Annotated in this window: 13 protein-coding genes and 2 tRNA genes; 14 read left to right on the top strand and 1 reads right to left on the bottom strand. The window is 44.4% G+C overall.

Annotation, left to right across the window (positions count from 1 at the left end):
• Positions 1-248: 248 nt before the first annotated feature.
• From carA to Q4592_RS04200, 5 genes are all read left to right on the top strand, one after another.
• Positions 249-1391, top strand: coding sequence for a glutamine-hydrolyzing carbamoyl-phosphate synthase small subunit (gene carA / locus Q4592_RS04180; protein WP_303510134.1), 1143 nt, complete (start codon positions 249-251; stop codon positions 1389-1391).
• A 19-nt stretch (positions 1392-1410) separates the two neighbouring features.
• On the top strand, positions 1411-4629 hold the full coding sequence (carB, locus tag Q4592_RS04185) for a carbamoyl-phosphate synthase large subunit (protein WP_137675239.1): 3219 nt from the start codon (positions 1411-1413) through the stop codon (positions 4627-4629).
• A 147-nt stretch (positions 4630-4776) separates the two neighbouring features.
• Positions 4777-5253, top strand: a complete 477-nt coding sequence (gene greA, locus Q4592_RS04190) for a transcription elongation factor GreA (protein WP_137675238.1) — start codon at positions 4777-4779, stop codon at positions 5251-5253.
• Positions 5254-5311: 58 nt separating this feature from the next.
• Positions 5312-5920: an HAD family phosphatase gene (locus tag Q4592_RS04195; RefSeq protein ID WP_303510141.1), complete on the top strand. Its 609-nt coding sequence runs from the start codon at positions 5312-5314 to the stop codon at positions 5918-5920.
• A gap of 169 nt (positions 5921-6089) precedes the next feature.
• Positions 6090-6584, top strand: coding sequence for a hypothetical protein (locus Q4592_RS04200; protein ID WP_303510144.1), 495 nt, complete (start codon positions 6090-6092; stop codon positions 6582-6584).
• 39 nt (positions 6585-6623) lie between these two features.
• Here Q4592_RS04200 and yhbY read toward each other — a convergent pair whose 3' ends face one another.
• Positions 6624-6920: a ribosome assembly RNA-binding protein YhbY gene (yhbY, locus tag Q4592_RS04205; protein WP_137675443.1), complete on the bottom strand. Its 297-nt coding sequence runs from the start codon at positions 6918-6920 to the stop codon at positions 6624-6626.
• 114 nt (positions 6921-7034) lie between these two features.
• Between yhbY and rlmE the strand changes: the two genes are divergently transcribed.
• The 9 genes from rlmE to nusA all read left to right on the top strand — a co-directional run bounded on the left by rlmE (position 7035) and on the right by nusA (position 14712).
• Positions 7035-7664 carry a 23S rRNA (uridine(2552)-2'-O)-methyltransferase RlmE gene (rlmE, locus tag Q4592_RS04210; protein WP_137675442.1) on the top strand — a complete coding sequence of 210 codons (630 nt, stop codon included), beginning with the start codon at positions 7035-7037 and terminating at the stop codon, positions 7662-7664.
• A 49-nt stretch (positions 7665-7713) separates the two neighbouring features.
• The gene (ftsH, locus tag Q4592_RS04215; RefSeq protein WP_303510149.1) at positions 7714-9645 is read left to right on the top strand and encodes an ATP-dependent zinc metalloprotease FtsH; all 1932 of its coding nucleotides are present in this window, start codon (positions 7714-7716) and stop codon (positions 9643-9645) included.
• A gap of 59 nt (positions 9646-9704) precedes the next feature.
• A complete protein-coding gene (folP, locus tag Q4592_RS04220; RefSeq protein WP_303510152.1) occupies positions 9705-10535 on the top strand; it encodes a dihydropteroate synthase in 831 nt (276 codons plus the stop codon).
• A complete protein-coding gene (gene glmM / locus Q4592_RS04225) occupies positions 10535-11872 on the top strand; it encodes a phosphoglucosamine mutase (protein ID WP_303510154.1) in 1338 nt (445 codons plus the stop codon). The genes folP and glmM overlap by 1 nt, the downstream gene beginning before the upstream one ends.
• Positions 11873-12032: 160 nt before the next feature.
• On the top strand, positions 12033-12377 hold the full coding sequence (secG, locus tag Q4592_RS04230) for a preprotein translocase subunit SecG (RefSeq protein ID WP_137675438.1): 345 nt from the start codon (positions 12033-12035) through the stop codon (positions 12375-12377).
• Between the two features lie 5 nt (positions 12378-12382).
• Positions 12383-12468: transfer RNA gene (locus Q4592_RS04235), tRNA-Leu, on the top strand.
• 53 nt (positions 12469-12521) lie between these two features.
• Positions 12522-12598 (top strand) — tRNA-Met (locus tag Q4592_RS04240).
• Between the two features lie 146 nt (positions 12599-12744).
• Positions 12745-13203, top strand: coding sequence for a ribosome maturation factor RimP (rimP, locus tag Q4592_RS04245; RefSeq protein ID WP_137675437.1), 459 nt, complete (start codon positions 12745-12747; stop codon positions 13201-13203).
• Between the two features lie 12 nt (positions 13204-13215).
• On the top strand, positions 13216-14712 hold the full coding sequence (gene nusA, locus Q4592_RS04250; RefSeq protein ID WP_137675436.1) for a transcription termination factor NusA: 1497 nt from the start codon (positions 13216-13218) through the stop codon (positions 14710-14712).
• Positions 14713-14715 lie beyond the last annotated feature (3 nt).

Raw genomic sequence — 14715 nt, forward strand, 5'->3', positions numbered from 1 at the left:
TACTGATAGGCTTTGTAGTTAATTTAAACCTCTAGCAGTTACCTATATGTCAAAACATTCTATTTTGCGGCTTATTGTATTAATTTCTTCTTAACAGCCTGTTTTTATAAGTTTGTATAAAAATTGATAGACCTTTCTTAATATCTCTTCTATAATCCGCGGAATTTGCCAAATTTTTATCGTATTGGACTAAATTTTAACCTTAGTTCAACTTTGTCGTGTCGACAGTTCTTTGTTAGGAGGTTGCCTTGAGCAAATCAGCGCTGCTGGTATTAGAAGACGGTACCGTGTTCCGTGGAACCGCAATCGGAGCCAATGGTTCCGCCGTTGGAGAAGTCGTTTTTAATACTTCGATGACTGGATACCAAGAAATTTTAACTGACCCCTCATATGCTCGCCAAATAGTCACCCTCACTTACCCACATATTGGTAACTATGGTACGACCCCCGAAGATGAAGAATCGAATACTATCCACGCTTGTGGTTTGGTGATTCGAGATTTGCCTTTGGTTGCGAGTAACTTCCGTAGTCAACAAAGCTTAAGTGAATACCTAGAGTCGCGTAACGTAGTTGGTATTGCTGACATCGATACCCGCAAGCTAACCCGCATACTTCGAGAGAAGGGCGCGCAAGCTGGTTGTGTAGTAGCGGGTGATGACTTAGATGAGGCTCTAGCCTTGGCTTCTGCTAAAGGATTCCCTGGCCTTAAAGGCATGGATTTAGCTAAAGAAGTTACCACTAAAGAAGCCTATACATGGAAGCAAGGTAGCTGGGATTTGGTTGACGGCTTACCGGCCGACAGTGAAGACAGTAAGTTTCACGTGGTTGCTTACGATTTCGGTGTTAAACGTAATATTTTACGTATGTTAGTGGACAGAGGTTGTAAACTTACGGTTGTTCCTGCACAAACACCAGCTGAAGAAGTACTAGCACTTAAACCAGATGGTATCTTCTTATCAAATGGACCTGGTGATCCAGAACCATGTGATTATGCCATTGCTGCAGTGAAAACTTTCTTAGAAACTGATATTCCAGTATTCGGTATTTGTTTAGGCCATCAAATTCTTGCTTTAGCCAGTGGCGCTAAAACAGTAAAAATGAAATTTGGTCATCATGGTGGTAACCATCCGGTTAAAGATATTGAACACAACCGGGTAATGATTACTGCGCAAAACCATGGTTTTGCTGTTGATGAAAAGACCTTGCCTGAAAACCTTACAATGACTCACTTCTCATTGTTCGACCAGAGCTTACAGGGTATTCATCGCACCGATAAGCCAGCGTTTAGCTTCCAGGGGCACCCTGAAGCGAGCCCAGGTCCGCACGATGCAGCACCATTGTTTGACCATTTCATTGAATTAATCGAGCAGCGCCTTAACGGCCAAGCGTAGGTAGAGAGCAGCAGAACTTATGCCAAAACGTAATGATATAAAAAGTATTTTAATATTGGGCGCAGGCCCAATTGTCATCGGCCAAGCTTGTGAGTTTGATTACTCTGGCGCTCAGGCTTGTAAGGCGCTACGCGAAGAGGGTTACCGAGTTATTTTGGTTAACTCTAACCCCGCTACCATCATGACTGATCCTGAAATGGCCGATGCTACATACATCGAACCTATTCACTGGGAAGTGGTTGAGCGCATTATTGAAAAAGAACGCCCAGACGCCGTATTACCGACCATGGGCGGTCAAACAGCATTAAACTGTGCACTTGAACTAGAAAGCAAAGGCGTACTAGAAAAATACAATGTTGAAATGATTGGCGCTACCGCTGACGCAATTGATAAAGCCGAAGACCGTAGCCGTTTCGATAAAGCCATGAAAAGTATCGGTTTGGCATGTCCAAATGCCGGTATTGCACACACAATGGAAGAAGCTTACAGCGTATTAGACGAAGTTGGCTTTCCCTGTATTATTCGTCCTTCTTTCACTATGGGTGGCACCGGTGGCGGTATAGCTTATAACAAAGAAGAATTCGATGAAATTTGTACTCGCGGTTTAGATCTTTCGCCAACCAGTGAATTGCTGATTGATGAAAGCTTAATTGGCTGGAAAGAATACGAGATGGAAGTGGTTCGTGATAAAAACGACAACTGCATCATTGTATGTGCCATTGAAAACTTCGACCCTATGGGTGTGCACACTGGTGACTCAATCACAGTAGCACCAGCTCAAACTTTGTCAGATAAAGAATACCAGTTAATGCGTAACGCCTCTTTGGCTGTTTTGCGTGAGATTGGTGTAGAAACTGGCGGTTCAAACGTACAGTTTGGTATTTGTCCAAATACTGGCCGTATGGTGATTATTGAGATGAACCCGCGTGTATCGCGTTCATCTGCGCTTGCTTCTAAAGCTACCGGTTTCCCAATCGCTAAAATTGCTGCGAAGCTGGCTGTAGGTTTCACCCTTGATGAACTGCAAAACGATATTACGGGTGGCCAAACACCTGCATCGTTTGAGCCTTCAATCGACTATGTTGTAACCAAAATCCCTCGCTTTAACTTCGAAAAGTTTGCTGGTGCTAACGACCGCTTAACCACGCAAATGAAGTCTGTAGGCGAAGTAATGGCGATTGGTCGTAACCAACAAGAGTCTCTACAAAAAGCCTTGCGTGGCTTAGAAGTAGGTGTTGATGGCTTTGACCCTATCGTTGACTTAAATGCCCCTGACGCCATGGAAACCATTCGTCACGAACTACAAAACGTAGGTTGTGATCGTATTTGGTACATTGCTGATGCATTCCGTGCCGGCATGAGCGTAGAAGATATCTTTGGTTTAACGAATATCGATCGTTGGTTCTTGGTACAAATCGAAGACATCATCTTACTTGAGCAGCAAGTTGCTAAAGATGGCGTTGCTAGTTTAGACGCAGTAATGATGCGTAAACTTAAGCGCAAAGGTTTTGCTGACGCGCGTTTAGCTAAGCTAACGGGCGTGTCTGAAAAAGAGTTGCGTAAACTGCGCCATCGTTTAGAAGTGTTACCCGTTTACAAGCGCGTAGATACCTGTGCTGCAGAATTTGCTACCGATACCGCTTACATGTATTCAACTTACGATGAAGAGTGTGAAGCGAAGCCATCGAATAACAAAAAAATCATGGTGCTAGGCGGCGGTCCTAACCGTATTGGCCAAGGTATTGAGTTTGATTATTGTTGTGTTCATGCGGCACTCGCTATGCGTGAAGACGGTTACGAAACCATTATGGTTAACTGTAACCCTGAGACGGTCTCTACCGATTACGATACCTCAGACCGCTTGTACTTTGAGCCAGTTACGCTGGAAGACGTATTAGAAATTGTACGTGTTGAACAGCCTACCGGTGTAATTGTTCAATATGGTGGTCAAACGCCACTTAAGTTAGCGCGCGAACTAGAAGCGGCTGGTGTGCCAATTATTGGTACCTCACCAGATGCGATTGACCGCGCCGAAGACCGTGAGCGTTTCCAGCTAGCTGTAGACCGCTTGAAGCTTAAACAGCCAGAAAATGACACGGTTACCACTACCGAAGAAGCGGTTATCTCTGCTGAGCGCATCGGTTATCCATTAGTTGTTCGCCCATCTTATGTATTGGGCGGCCGGGCGATGGAAATCGTCTACGACGAAATTGACCTACGCCGTTACTTTAAAGAAGCAGTAAGTGTATCTAATGATTCACCAGTACTGCTTGATAGTTTCTTAAACGATGCAGTTGAAATTGACATTGATGCCATCTGTGATGGCAAAGATGTAGTGATTGGCGGCATTATGGAGCATATCGAGCAAGCAGGTGTTCACTCAGGTGATTCTGCGTGTTCATTACCGGCTTATACCTTGAGCCCACAAATTCAAGACCGCATGCGTGAACAAGTTCGCGCGCTGGCTCTTGAGCTTGGTGTAATTGGCTTAATGAATACCCAGTTTGCGGTTAAAGACGATGAGATTTACCTTATCGAAGTTAACCCACGTGCTGCACGTACTGTACCGTTTGTATCTAAAGCCACTGGCGTACCCATCGCAAAAGTAGCCGCGCGGGTAATGGCGGGTGTTTCTTTGGCTGAGCAGGGAATTACTAAAGAAGTCATCCCACCATTCTACTCTGTGAAAGAAGTGGTACTGCCATTTAACAAGTTCCACGGTGTAGACCCTATCTTAGGCCCAGAAATGCGCTCTACGGGCGAAGCGATGGGCGTAGGTGATACTTTTGCAGAAGCTTACGCAAAAGCTGAATTAGGTATTGGTAACGATGGCCCTAAAAGTGGTCGCGTACTGTTATCAGTGCGTAACTCAGACAAGAAACGTGTAGCGGAGCTTGCTGGTAAATTACTAGAGCTTGGCTATGAGCTAGATGCTACACACGGCACAGCAGTTGCCCTTGGCGAAGCAGGGATTAATCCTCGCTTAGTTAATAAGGTGCATGAAGGGCGTCCACATATTCTCGACCGTTTGAAAAATGGCGAGTATAGCTACGTGATTAACACTACCGAAGGGCGCAAATCTATTGAAGATTCTCGTCAGTTACGTCGTGCAGCCTTAGCGCAAAAAGTGAACTACACCACTACCTTAAATGGTGCATTTGCAACTTGCCAAGCACACACAGCTGATGACCGCGGTACTGTGACATCTGTTCAAGAATTGCATAAACGTATCATCTAATCGGTGACTATTGTTGCGCCTAAAGCGGTGAAGATCTTCACCGCAGCGTGAAATAGCGTTACACTGCAATTATTAGTACAAGGAAATTTGGCTGTCTTCGACAGCCAAATTTTTTTCTGTTTTTTCAGTTTGATTGAGTTAGTAGATATGAAACCAGTTCCTATGACGGTGCGCGGCGAAACGCTATTACGCGAAGAGCTAGAACACTTAAAGACAGTTGTTAGACCTAAAATTATTGAAGATATTGCGATAGCGCGTGAGCATGGCGATTTAAAAGAAAATGCTGAATATCATGCCGCTCGTGAGCAGCAAGGCTTTTGTGAAGGTCGAATTCAAGACATCGAAGGCAAGTTGAGTAACGTGCAGGTTATCGACGTAACCAAAATTAACAATGTGGGCAAAGTGATCTTTGGCGCCACTGTGAATTTGCTAAATTTGGACACCGATAAAGAAGTCACCTACGCCATCGTGGGCGATGACGAAGCCGATATTAAGCAAAACCGCATCTCGGTGAATTCTCCAATTGCTCGCGGGCTTATAGGCAAAAGTGTTGAAGATGAAGTGACGGTATCCACACCGGGTGGCGAAGTAGAATACGAAATTACTGGCGTTGAATACATCTAGTATTTAAGTCATTCAAAAAACGCAGCTATAAGGCTGCGTTTTTTATGGGAGAAAGTTTGTGTTAACCATTGATTACGCTAAATACGATGCCTTAATTTTCGATATGGATGGCACCCTAGTAGACTCCATGCCTGCGCATTTGTCCGCTTGGGAGCAAGCCTTGCTTAAGCAGCAGCTGCCAGTGCATATTGATTTTGTTGCCCAGCGTGGTGGAATGCCGACCTTAAAAATTGCTGATCAGTATCAACAGCACTTTAAGGTGAATATTGATGGAGAGCGTCTGCTTCAAGATAAGCGTGCAGGGTTTGATGCTTTGTGGCAGAAAGTGTCCCGCATCGATGCGAGCTGTCAATTGCTAGCAGAGTTTCAACAAACTAAAAAGCTTGGCTTAGGCACGGGTGCAGAGCGAGTAAACATGCAGAGAATTATTAGCAACTTAGATTTGGCTCAATACTTTGAAGCGATGGTTTGTGCTGAAGATGTGCAAGCCCATAAGCCCGAGCCTGATACCTTTCTTCAAGTGGCTAAACAACTAGGTGTTGCTCCGCAACGTTGCTTGGTATTTGAAGATACGCCATTTGGCCTACAAGCTGCGCATAACGCAGGTATGGACTGTGTCCTGGTTAAAGATATGAAGTTAGATGCTTTTATGGCGGTAAATTCTTAATTTACCGGTGAGCAGGGAGTTATTTACTGCTTAATCGATGCAGACCTAAGTTATTCATTTGACTTATTGTAGATATCTAGCTTATTAATTGTACACGCGCTAAGCATTTGTTATAGTGCAGAAGTTCGCCAAGGATTGGTTGCTTTTCAACTGATTTAGAGGTGAATTAATGTCAATGCAAGTCAACTCAAGCTCGGTCTACCAATATCCGCAGCCTAGTACCTCGTCAACTAGTTCAGTTACTTCCTCTCAAAGCAGTCCCAATTATGGTGATATTGTCGATAAGATTTCTGACGAATATGACCAATTAAGCCCTGAAGAACAACGTAATGCTCGCTTGTATGTTGGCGGTGAAGTAGCCAGTTATCAGCAAAAACAGCAAGCAGAGATTGATGCTAAGCGTAATGCTGTAGTGGGTGTGTCGGCGGTGAATCACCAGCAGAATTTACTCGATACTTATTACACTAGCGCTACCGGAAACGACTCTAAAAATAGTGGGAGCAATCCCGTTAGCTACAAAGCCTTAGAAAGCATAAACAGTAACTTAGAGCAGCAAAAGCAAGTTAATCAACAATTAGCGATTGCCGAGTTTTATGCCAAGTATGGTGGGGGAAATGAAGAGCCTCAGCCAGAGCCTTATCAAAGTGTTGCGTTAGCTGTTTAAGAATAATGAGTTAAAAAAAAGCGGCTAAAGCCGCTTTTTTTATTTTCTTGGTAGTTCGATTTTCTTAGCGTCGCTAGGGCGGTAAATGACCAAGATATGTCCAATCACTTGAACTTTTGCTGCCTCTGCTTTACTTACAATAGTGTCTGCAATTAATTGCTTCATTTCTCTATCGTCAGTGGCAATTTTCACCTTGATTAATTCATGGTGCTCTAAGGCCAGCTCTATTTCTGCCAAAATCCCTTCGGTTAGCCCATTAGACCCAAGCATCACAACTGGCTTTAGGTTATGAGCCAAGGATTTCAGGTGTTGTTTTTGTTTGTTAGTCAGTTGCATGAAACTTTCTGCTTACTCGGGGTTGAAAAAAGCACATTCTAGCGCCATCTAAGTCTTAATACTATTTTATAATCAACATACCGTGTGGTTTTGTAACTATAGTGGAAACAATTTGTGACCAATAAAAAACATACAGCCAGTTCTAAACGCTGGTTAACTGAACATTTCGACGACCACTATGTACAAAAAGCGCAAAAGCTAGGTCTGCGTTCGCGCGCTGTATTTAAAATTGAAGAAATTCAAAATAAAGACAAATTACTTAAACCTGGCATGACAGTTGTGGACTTAGGCGCCGCCCCGGGTGGTTGGTCGCAATACTGTGTAGAACAGGTGGGTCTAGACGGACATGTTATTGCGTGTGACATTTTACCAATGGATCCGATTGCGGGCGTAGATTTTCTATGTGGCGATTTCCGTGAGGAAGATGTACTTAACGCTTTGCTTGAGCGAGTAGGCGAGAAAAAAGTTGATGTTGTGCTGTCTGATATGGCGCCAAACATGAGCGGCAACAATAATGTTGATCAATCACGTGCAATGTACTTGGTTGAACTAGCATTAGAGATGTGTCGAGAAGTACTTGCACCTAAAGGGTGTTTTGCCGTTAAGGTATTTCAAGGCGAAGGTTTTGATCAATACCTACAAGAAGTACGTTCTATGTTTACCAGCGTAAAAACACGCAAACCTGACTCTTCTAGAGCTCGCTCTAGAGAAGTCTATATAGTGGCTAGTGGCTTTAAACTATAGTAGGCTAGCTAATAATTCTTATTTAAATATAACCGGTGAGGTTTACGTCTTGAGTGACATGGCAAAAAATCTGATTCTATGGCTAGTAATAGCAGTGGTTTTGATGTCTGTATTCCAAAGCTTTAGCCCTGATTCAAACAGTGGTCGGCAAATGGATTATTCCACCTTTGTTAAGGAAGTGAATCAAGAACAGATCCGCGAAGTGAGAATCAGTGGGCAAGATGTTCGAGGCATCAAGCGTACTGGTGAACAGTTCAGCACAATCATTCCTCTGCATGATAAAGACCTGTTAAACGATCTTATCAATCACAACGTGAAGGTATTGGGTGAGCAGCCAGAAGAGCAAGGCTTGTTAACTTCTATCTTTATTTCGTGGTTCCCAATGCTACTGCTGATTGGTGTTTGGATCTTCTTTATGCGTCAGATGCAAGGCGGTGGCGGTAAAGGCGCAATGTCATTTGGTAAAAGTAAAGCGCGCTTGATGAGCGAAGACCAAATTAAAACTACTTTTGCTGATGTTGCTGGTTGTGATGAAGCGAAAGAAGAAGTCAGTGAGCTGGTTGATTATCTGCGTGACCCTACTAAATTCCAAAAGTTAGGTGGTAAAATCCCTACTGGTATTTTGATGGTAGGCCCTCCAGGTACAGGTAAAACCCTATTAGCCAAAGCTATTGCTGGTGAAGCTAAAGTACCGTTCTTTACTATCTCTGGTTCTGATTTTGTAGAAATGTTTGTGGGTGTGGGTGCATCTCGTGTGCGCGACATGTTTGAGCAAGCTAAAAAGTCGGCACCTTGTATTATATTCATCGACGAAATTGATGCGGTAGGTCGCCAACGTGGCGCAGGTTTAGGTGGTGGTCACGACGAACGTGAGCAAACTCTTAACCAAATGCTCGTAGAAATGGACGGCTTTGAGGGTAACGAAGGTATTATTGTTATCGCTGCAACGAACCGCCCAGATGTATTAGATCCAGCTTTACTGCGCCCAGGTCGTTTTGACCGTCAAGTAACAGTAGGTCTGCCTGATATTCGCGGACGAGAGCAGATTCTTAAAGTGCATATGCGCAAAGTTCCTCTAGGCGATGGCGTAGATGCTGCAGTTATTGCGCGTGGTACTCCAGGTTTCTCTGGTGCTGATTTAGCTAACCTAGTAAACGAAGCTGCGCTATTTGCTGCTCGTGGTAGCAAACGTACTGTTTCAATGGAAGAGTTTGAAAAAGCTAAAGACAAGATCATGATGGGCGCTGAGCGTAAATCTATGGTGATGACTGAAGCTGAGAAAGAGATGACTGCTTACCATGAAGCGGGTCATGCTATTGTAGGGCGCTTGGTGCCTGAGCACGATCCTGTTTACAAAGTAAGTATCATTCCACGGGGTCGAGCTTTAGGTGTCACGATGTACTTACCTGAACAAGATCGAGTTAGTCATAGCAAGCAACACCTAGAGAGTATGATTTCGAGTCTCTACGGTGGTCGATTAGCTGAGCGCATTATTTACGGTGATGAGAAAGTATCTACAGGGGCGAGTAACGACATTGAACGCGCGACTGAAATTGCACGTAAAATGGTTACCCAGTGGGGCTTATCTGACTCAATGGGACCGTTACTGTACGCTGATGAAGAAGGCGAAGTGTTCTTAGGTCGCAGCGCTGCTAAGACTAAGCATATGTCTGACGATACAGCTAAGGCTATTGATTTAGAAATTCGTGCGGTGATTGACCGTAACTACAAGCGCTCAGAAGCATTACTCAACGAAAATATGGATGTATTACATTCCATGAAAGATGCGTTGATGAAGTACGAAACTATTGATGCTAAGCAAATCGATGACTTGATGGAACGCAAAACACCGCGTCCACCTGCTGATTGGGACGATTCAGATAAGCCAAGTACTCCGCCAGAGTCTAACGACAAGGGCGATGAGCCAAAGGCTGAGACACCTGAACAGCCAAAAACTGTAGGTGAAGATCCAGCACAGTAATTGGTAATAATTTATTAGCCCTGTAAGTTGCTTGCAGGGCTTTTTTGTAAGTAAAAAATATGACTCAAGCATTCAATATTGGTCCTCATCAGTTTTCTCGACCGGTGATTATGGGCATTCTTAATATCACTCCTGATTCTTTTTCAGATGGTGGCAGCTATTTTGCTCGTCAGCAGGCGTTAGCGCGCGTAGAGCAAATGCTAGAGGAAGGGGCTGATGTTATAGATGTTGGTGGCGAATCGACTCGTCCTGGCGCCGCTGAGGTAAGCCTTGAAGATGAGTTAGATAGAACCGTGAATCTCATCTCAGAGATCAAGCAACGCTTCGAGTGTTTAGTTTCTATTGATACCAACAAACCTGAAGTGATGCTGCAGGCCGTTATGGCCGGTGCCGATATCATTAATGATGTTTGTGCTTTAAGCAAACCCGGTGCTTTAGAGGTAGCCGCTAGCTTAAACGTACCCGTGTGTTTAATGCACATGCAGGGGCTACCGCGCACTATGCAAGCAAATCCTGAATACCAAGATGTTATTAGCGAAGTAATCACTTACCTAAAGCAGCGAGTTGAGAGCTGTGTTGCGGCAGGTATTTGCCAATCGAATATAATAGTTGACCCTGGTTTTGGATTTGGTAAAACTCTTGACCATAATTTTCAGCTGTTAGCTCAACTTAATGAGTTTAAACAGTTAGGTTTGCCCATATTGGCAGGCATGTCGCGTAAAAGCATGTTCGGTAAATTATTGTCTACATCGACAGATAATCTATTAGCAGCAAGTATTACCGGCGCAGTGTTAGCGGCTCAACAAGGAGCCCACATATTTCGTGTGCATGACGTTAAAGAAACGGTAGATGCACTAACAATTTTTTCTAAAGTACAGATGAGTAAGTAATGACAAGACGATATTTTGGCACGGATGGTGTTCGTGGAAAGGTGGGTGAATACCCAATCACTCCCGAATTTGCATTAAAACTAGGATGGGCTGCAGGTAAGGTATTGTCGAGTACTGGAACGCGTAAAGTGTTGATTGGTAAAGACACCCGTATTTCTGGTTATATGTTGGAGTCGGCTTTAGAAGCTGGGCTTTCGGCAGCGGGTGTTCAGGCTAGCTTTGTTGGCCCTATGCCAACCCCTGCAGTCGCTTATTTGACGCGTACTTTCCGCGCAGAAGCGGGCATTGTAATCAGCGCCTCACATAACCCTTACTACGACAACGGTATAAAGTTTTTCTCAGCTGGCGGCACTAAATTACCTGACGACGTAGAACTGGCCATTGAAGCTGAGCTTGATAACCCTATGACCTGTGTAGAGTCTGCGGCTTTAGGTAAAGCCCGCCGCATCGAAGACGCAGCAGGTCGTTACATTGAGTTCTGTAAGAGTACATTTCCTAACAAATTCAGCCTTGCTGGATTAAAAATAGTAGTCGATTGTGCTCATGGTGCTACCTACCATATCGCACCTAAAGTGTTTAGTGAGTTAGGCGCTGAAGTTATCGCGATTGGTAATCAGCCAGACGGGCTTAATATTAATGAGAAATGTGGTGCCACCGATACCGGCTTATTAGCTGAGCAAGTGTTAGAGCATAAAGCCGACTTAGGTATTGCTCTTGATGGTGATGGCGACCGCGTGATGATGATAGATCAACACGGCGTGCAAGTTGACGGTGACGAAATCCTCTACATTTTGGCTCGAGATGCGAAATTAAGCCATCATCTAAGTGGTGGGGTTGTTGGTACGTTAATGAGCAACTTAGCGCTGGAGCAGGCATTTGCTGATATGGATATTCCATTTAGCCGTGCAAAAGTAGGTGACCGCTACGTTATGGAGCAGCTTTCTGAAAAAGGCTGGAGCTACGGTGGCGAGAACTCTGGACATATTATTTGCCTAGGACATACCACCACTGGCGATGGTATTGTTGCTGCATTACAGGTGCTAGCCGCTATGTTGGCGCAAAAGCAAAGTTTGCGCGGTTTATTAAGCGAGCTGACTTTATACCCACAGTTGCTAGTGAACGTTCGTTTTAAAGGCGAATCAGATTCACTGAGTAGCGATTTGGTCAAAATGGCCCAGCAAAAAGCCGAAGCGCAGTTAGGTGATTCTGGTCGCGTTTTATTGCGCAAGTCAGGAACAGAGCCATTGCTACGTGTAATGGTAGAAGGTGCCGATTCCGCATTAGTTGAACAATGTGCAAACGATATTGCTGAAGCAGTACGTGTTGCTTGCGATTAAAGCGAACAATATTTAAACGGTTGAACACAGAGTAAAAGTTTTTTGAAGCTGGCGCTTGTATTAGTCGCAGAGGTTCGCTAATATCTCGCCCGCTTTGGTGACTTGTGTTTCACTAAATGACGGTCGGATTAAAGGCCGACCCAGACTTAGGTGAAAGAGAATGTACGAAATTTTATTAGTAGTTTATTTAGTAGTAGCGCTAACCTTAATTGGTTTAGTGTTAATTCAGCAAGGCAAAGGTGCCGACATGGGCGCATCTTTTGGTTCTGGCGCGTCAAACACTGTGTTTGGTTCTTCTGGTTCAGGTAACTTCCTAACTAGAGCAACGGCCATTTTTGCTACCTTGTTTATTGTTATCAGCTTAGTGTTAGGCAACCTCTCTGCCAAACAAACACAACAAGTTGATGAGTGGGGCGATTTATCGCAACCTGCAGCAGAACAAGTTATCCAAGATGGTGATGTACCAGTATCACCTGCTAGCCCAGGTAGCGACGTACCAAACTAATTTTAGCCGAGGTGGTGGAATTGGTAGACACGCTACCTTGAGGGGGTAGTGTCCTATGGACGTGCGGGTTCAAGTCCCGCTCTCGGCACCAATAGTTATTTTTGCATACTGTCAGAGTGATTGTTATAATCCTCGGCAATCGGACGCGGGATGGAGCAGTCTGGTAGCTCGTCGGGCTCATAACCCGAAGGTCGTCGGTTCAAATCCGGCTCCCGCAACCAACTATCAAATACTTAGGTATGGGTAGTGTAAAAGGCTAAGAAATTTTAAAGCCCCGCTTCATTCGGGGCTTTTTGTTATTTTCGCGCCGCACCTTAGGTGCTAGAACTGGGCTTTTACGCCCTTTTTTTGTTTCTGGAGGGGAACCTTGGCAACTGTAGAACAACGACTAACTGACATGCTTACTCCAGCGGTTGAAGCGCTGGGATTTGAGTTGGTAGGTATTGAATATGTCAGTGCTGGCAAGCACTCCATTGTACGTATCTTCATTGATCATGAAGACGGTATTAACGTGGATAATTGCGCCGACGTAAGTCGACAAGCTAGCGCTATTTTGGATGTTGAAGATCCAATTAGTACCGAATATAACCTTGAGGTGTCATCTCCTGGTTTAGAACGCCCCCTTTTTAAAGCGGAACACTACCAACGTTTTATTGGCGAAATTGCTTTTTTGCAAGTACGTATGCCGGTAAACAATCGCCGCAAATGGCAGGGTGAAATTATTGCTGTGGAAGACGACACTGTCGTGCTTGCAGTAGACAAAGAACAACATCGGATCGCGCTGGGTAACGTACAAAAAGCGCATCTAGTTCCCCAGTTTGATTAAAGAGGGCCAGGAATGAACAAAGAAGTCTTGTTGGTTGTTGACGCGGTATCTAACGAAAAAGCGTTGCCGCGCGAAAAGATTTTCGAAGCTATGGAAGTCGCCTTAGCCACTGCAACCAAGAAAAAATATGAAGGTGATATCGAAGTTCGAGTAGATATCGATCGTAAGGACGGTAGTTTTGAAACGTTCCGTCGTTGGATGGTGGTAGAAAACCAAGAAGCGATTGAGAACCCATATCGCGAAATTACTTTAGAAGCTGCCCAATACGAAGAACCAGATAAAGAACTTGGTGATTACGTAGAAGAGCAAATTGAATCGGTAGTATTTGACCGTATTACTACACAAACTGCTAAGCAAGTTATCGTACAAAAAGTACGTGAAGCTGAGCGCGCTCAAGTGGTTGAGCAGTACTTCGATCAAGTTAACGAACTAGTAACAGGTGTTGTTAAAAAGGTAAGCCGTGAAAATATCATTGTTGACCTAGGTAATAACGCAGAAGCTGTGATTCATCGCGAAGAATCGCTTCCCCGTGAAGCATTCCGACCAGGTGATCGAGTGCGTGGTTTACTTTATGAAGTTAAACCCGAAGCGCGTGGCGCTCAACTGTTTATGAGCCGTACTCGCCCTGAAATGCTGATTGAATTATTCCGCATTGAAGTGCCAGAAATTGCTGAAGAAATGATTGACCTTAAAGCGGCTGCCCGCGACCCAGGTTCTCGTGCAAAAATCGCAGTGAAAAGTAACGATCGCCGTATCGACCCTGTTGGTGCGTGTGTGGGCATGCGCGGCGCGCGTGTTCAGGCTGTATCGGGTGAGTTGGACAATGAGCGTGTAGATATTGTGTTATGGGACGATAACCCAGCACAGTTTGCTATTAACGCTATGGCACCAGCTGAGGTTGCCTCAATCATCGTTGATGAAGATAGTCATTCAATGGACATTGCTGTTGAAGCTGACAACTTAGCGCAAGCGATTGGTCGCAATGGTCAAAATGTTCGTCTTGCTTCTCAACTAACGGGTTGGGAACTTAACGTGATGACCGTTGAAGATGCTAATAGCAAGCATCAAGCTGAAGCACAGAAAGCGGTAGATACTTTTGTACAATATTTAGATATTGATGAAGAGTTCTCTGAAGTACTTGCGGAAGAAGGTTTTACCACTCTAGAAGAAATTGCTTATGTACCGGTTAACGAGTTACTAAGTATTGAAGGTCTAGATGAAGACATGGTAAATGCCTTGCGCGAACGTGCTAAAGCAGCACTCGTTACAGAAGCATTAGCTAAAGAAGAGTCTTTAGATAATGCTGAACCAAGTGAAGAATTACTTGCTCTAGAAGGTATGGAACGCCACCTTGCGTTTGTACTGGCTAGTAAAGGTGTAATTAGCTTGGAAGACCTTGCAGAGCAGGGCATTGACGAGTTAGAAGATATCGAAGAATTGTCGGAAGAAAAAGCCGGCGAACTGATTATGGCCGCCAGACAGATTTGTTGGTTCGGCGACGAAGAATAAGGT

Origin of the sequence: Agarivorans sp. 1_MG-2023 (genome assembly GCF_030548385.1) — a bacterium.
Taxonomy (GTDB): domain Bacteria; phylum Pseudomonadota; class Gammaproteobacteria; order Enterobacterales; family Celerinatantimonadaceae; genus Agarivorans.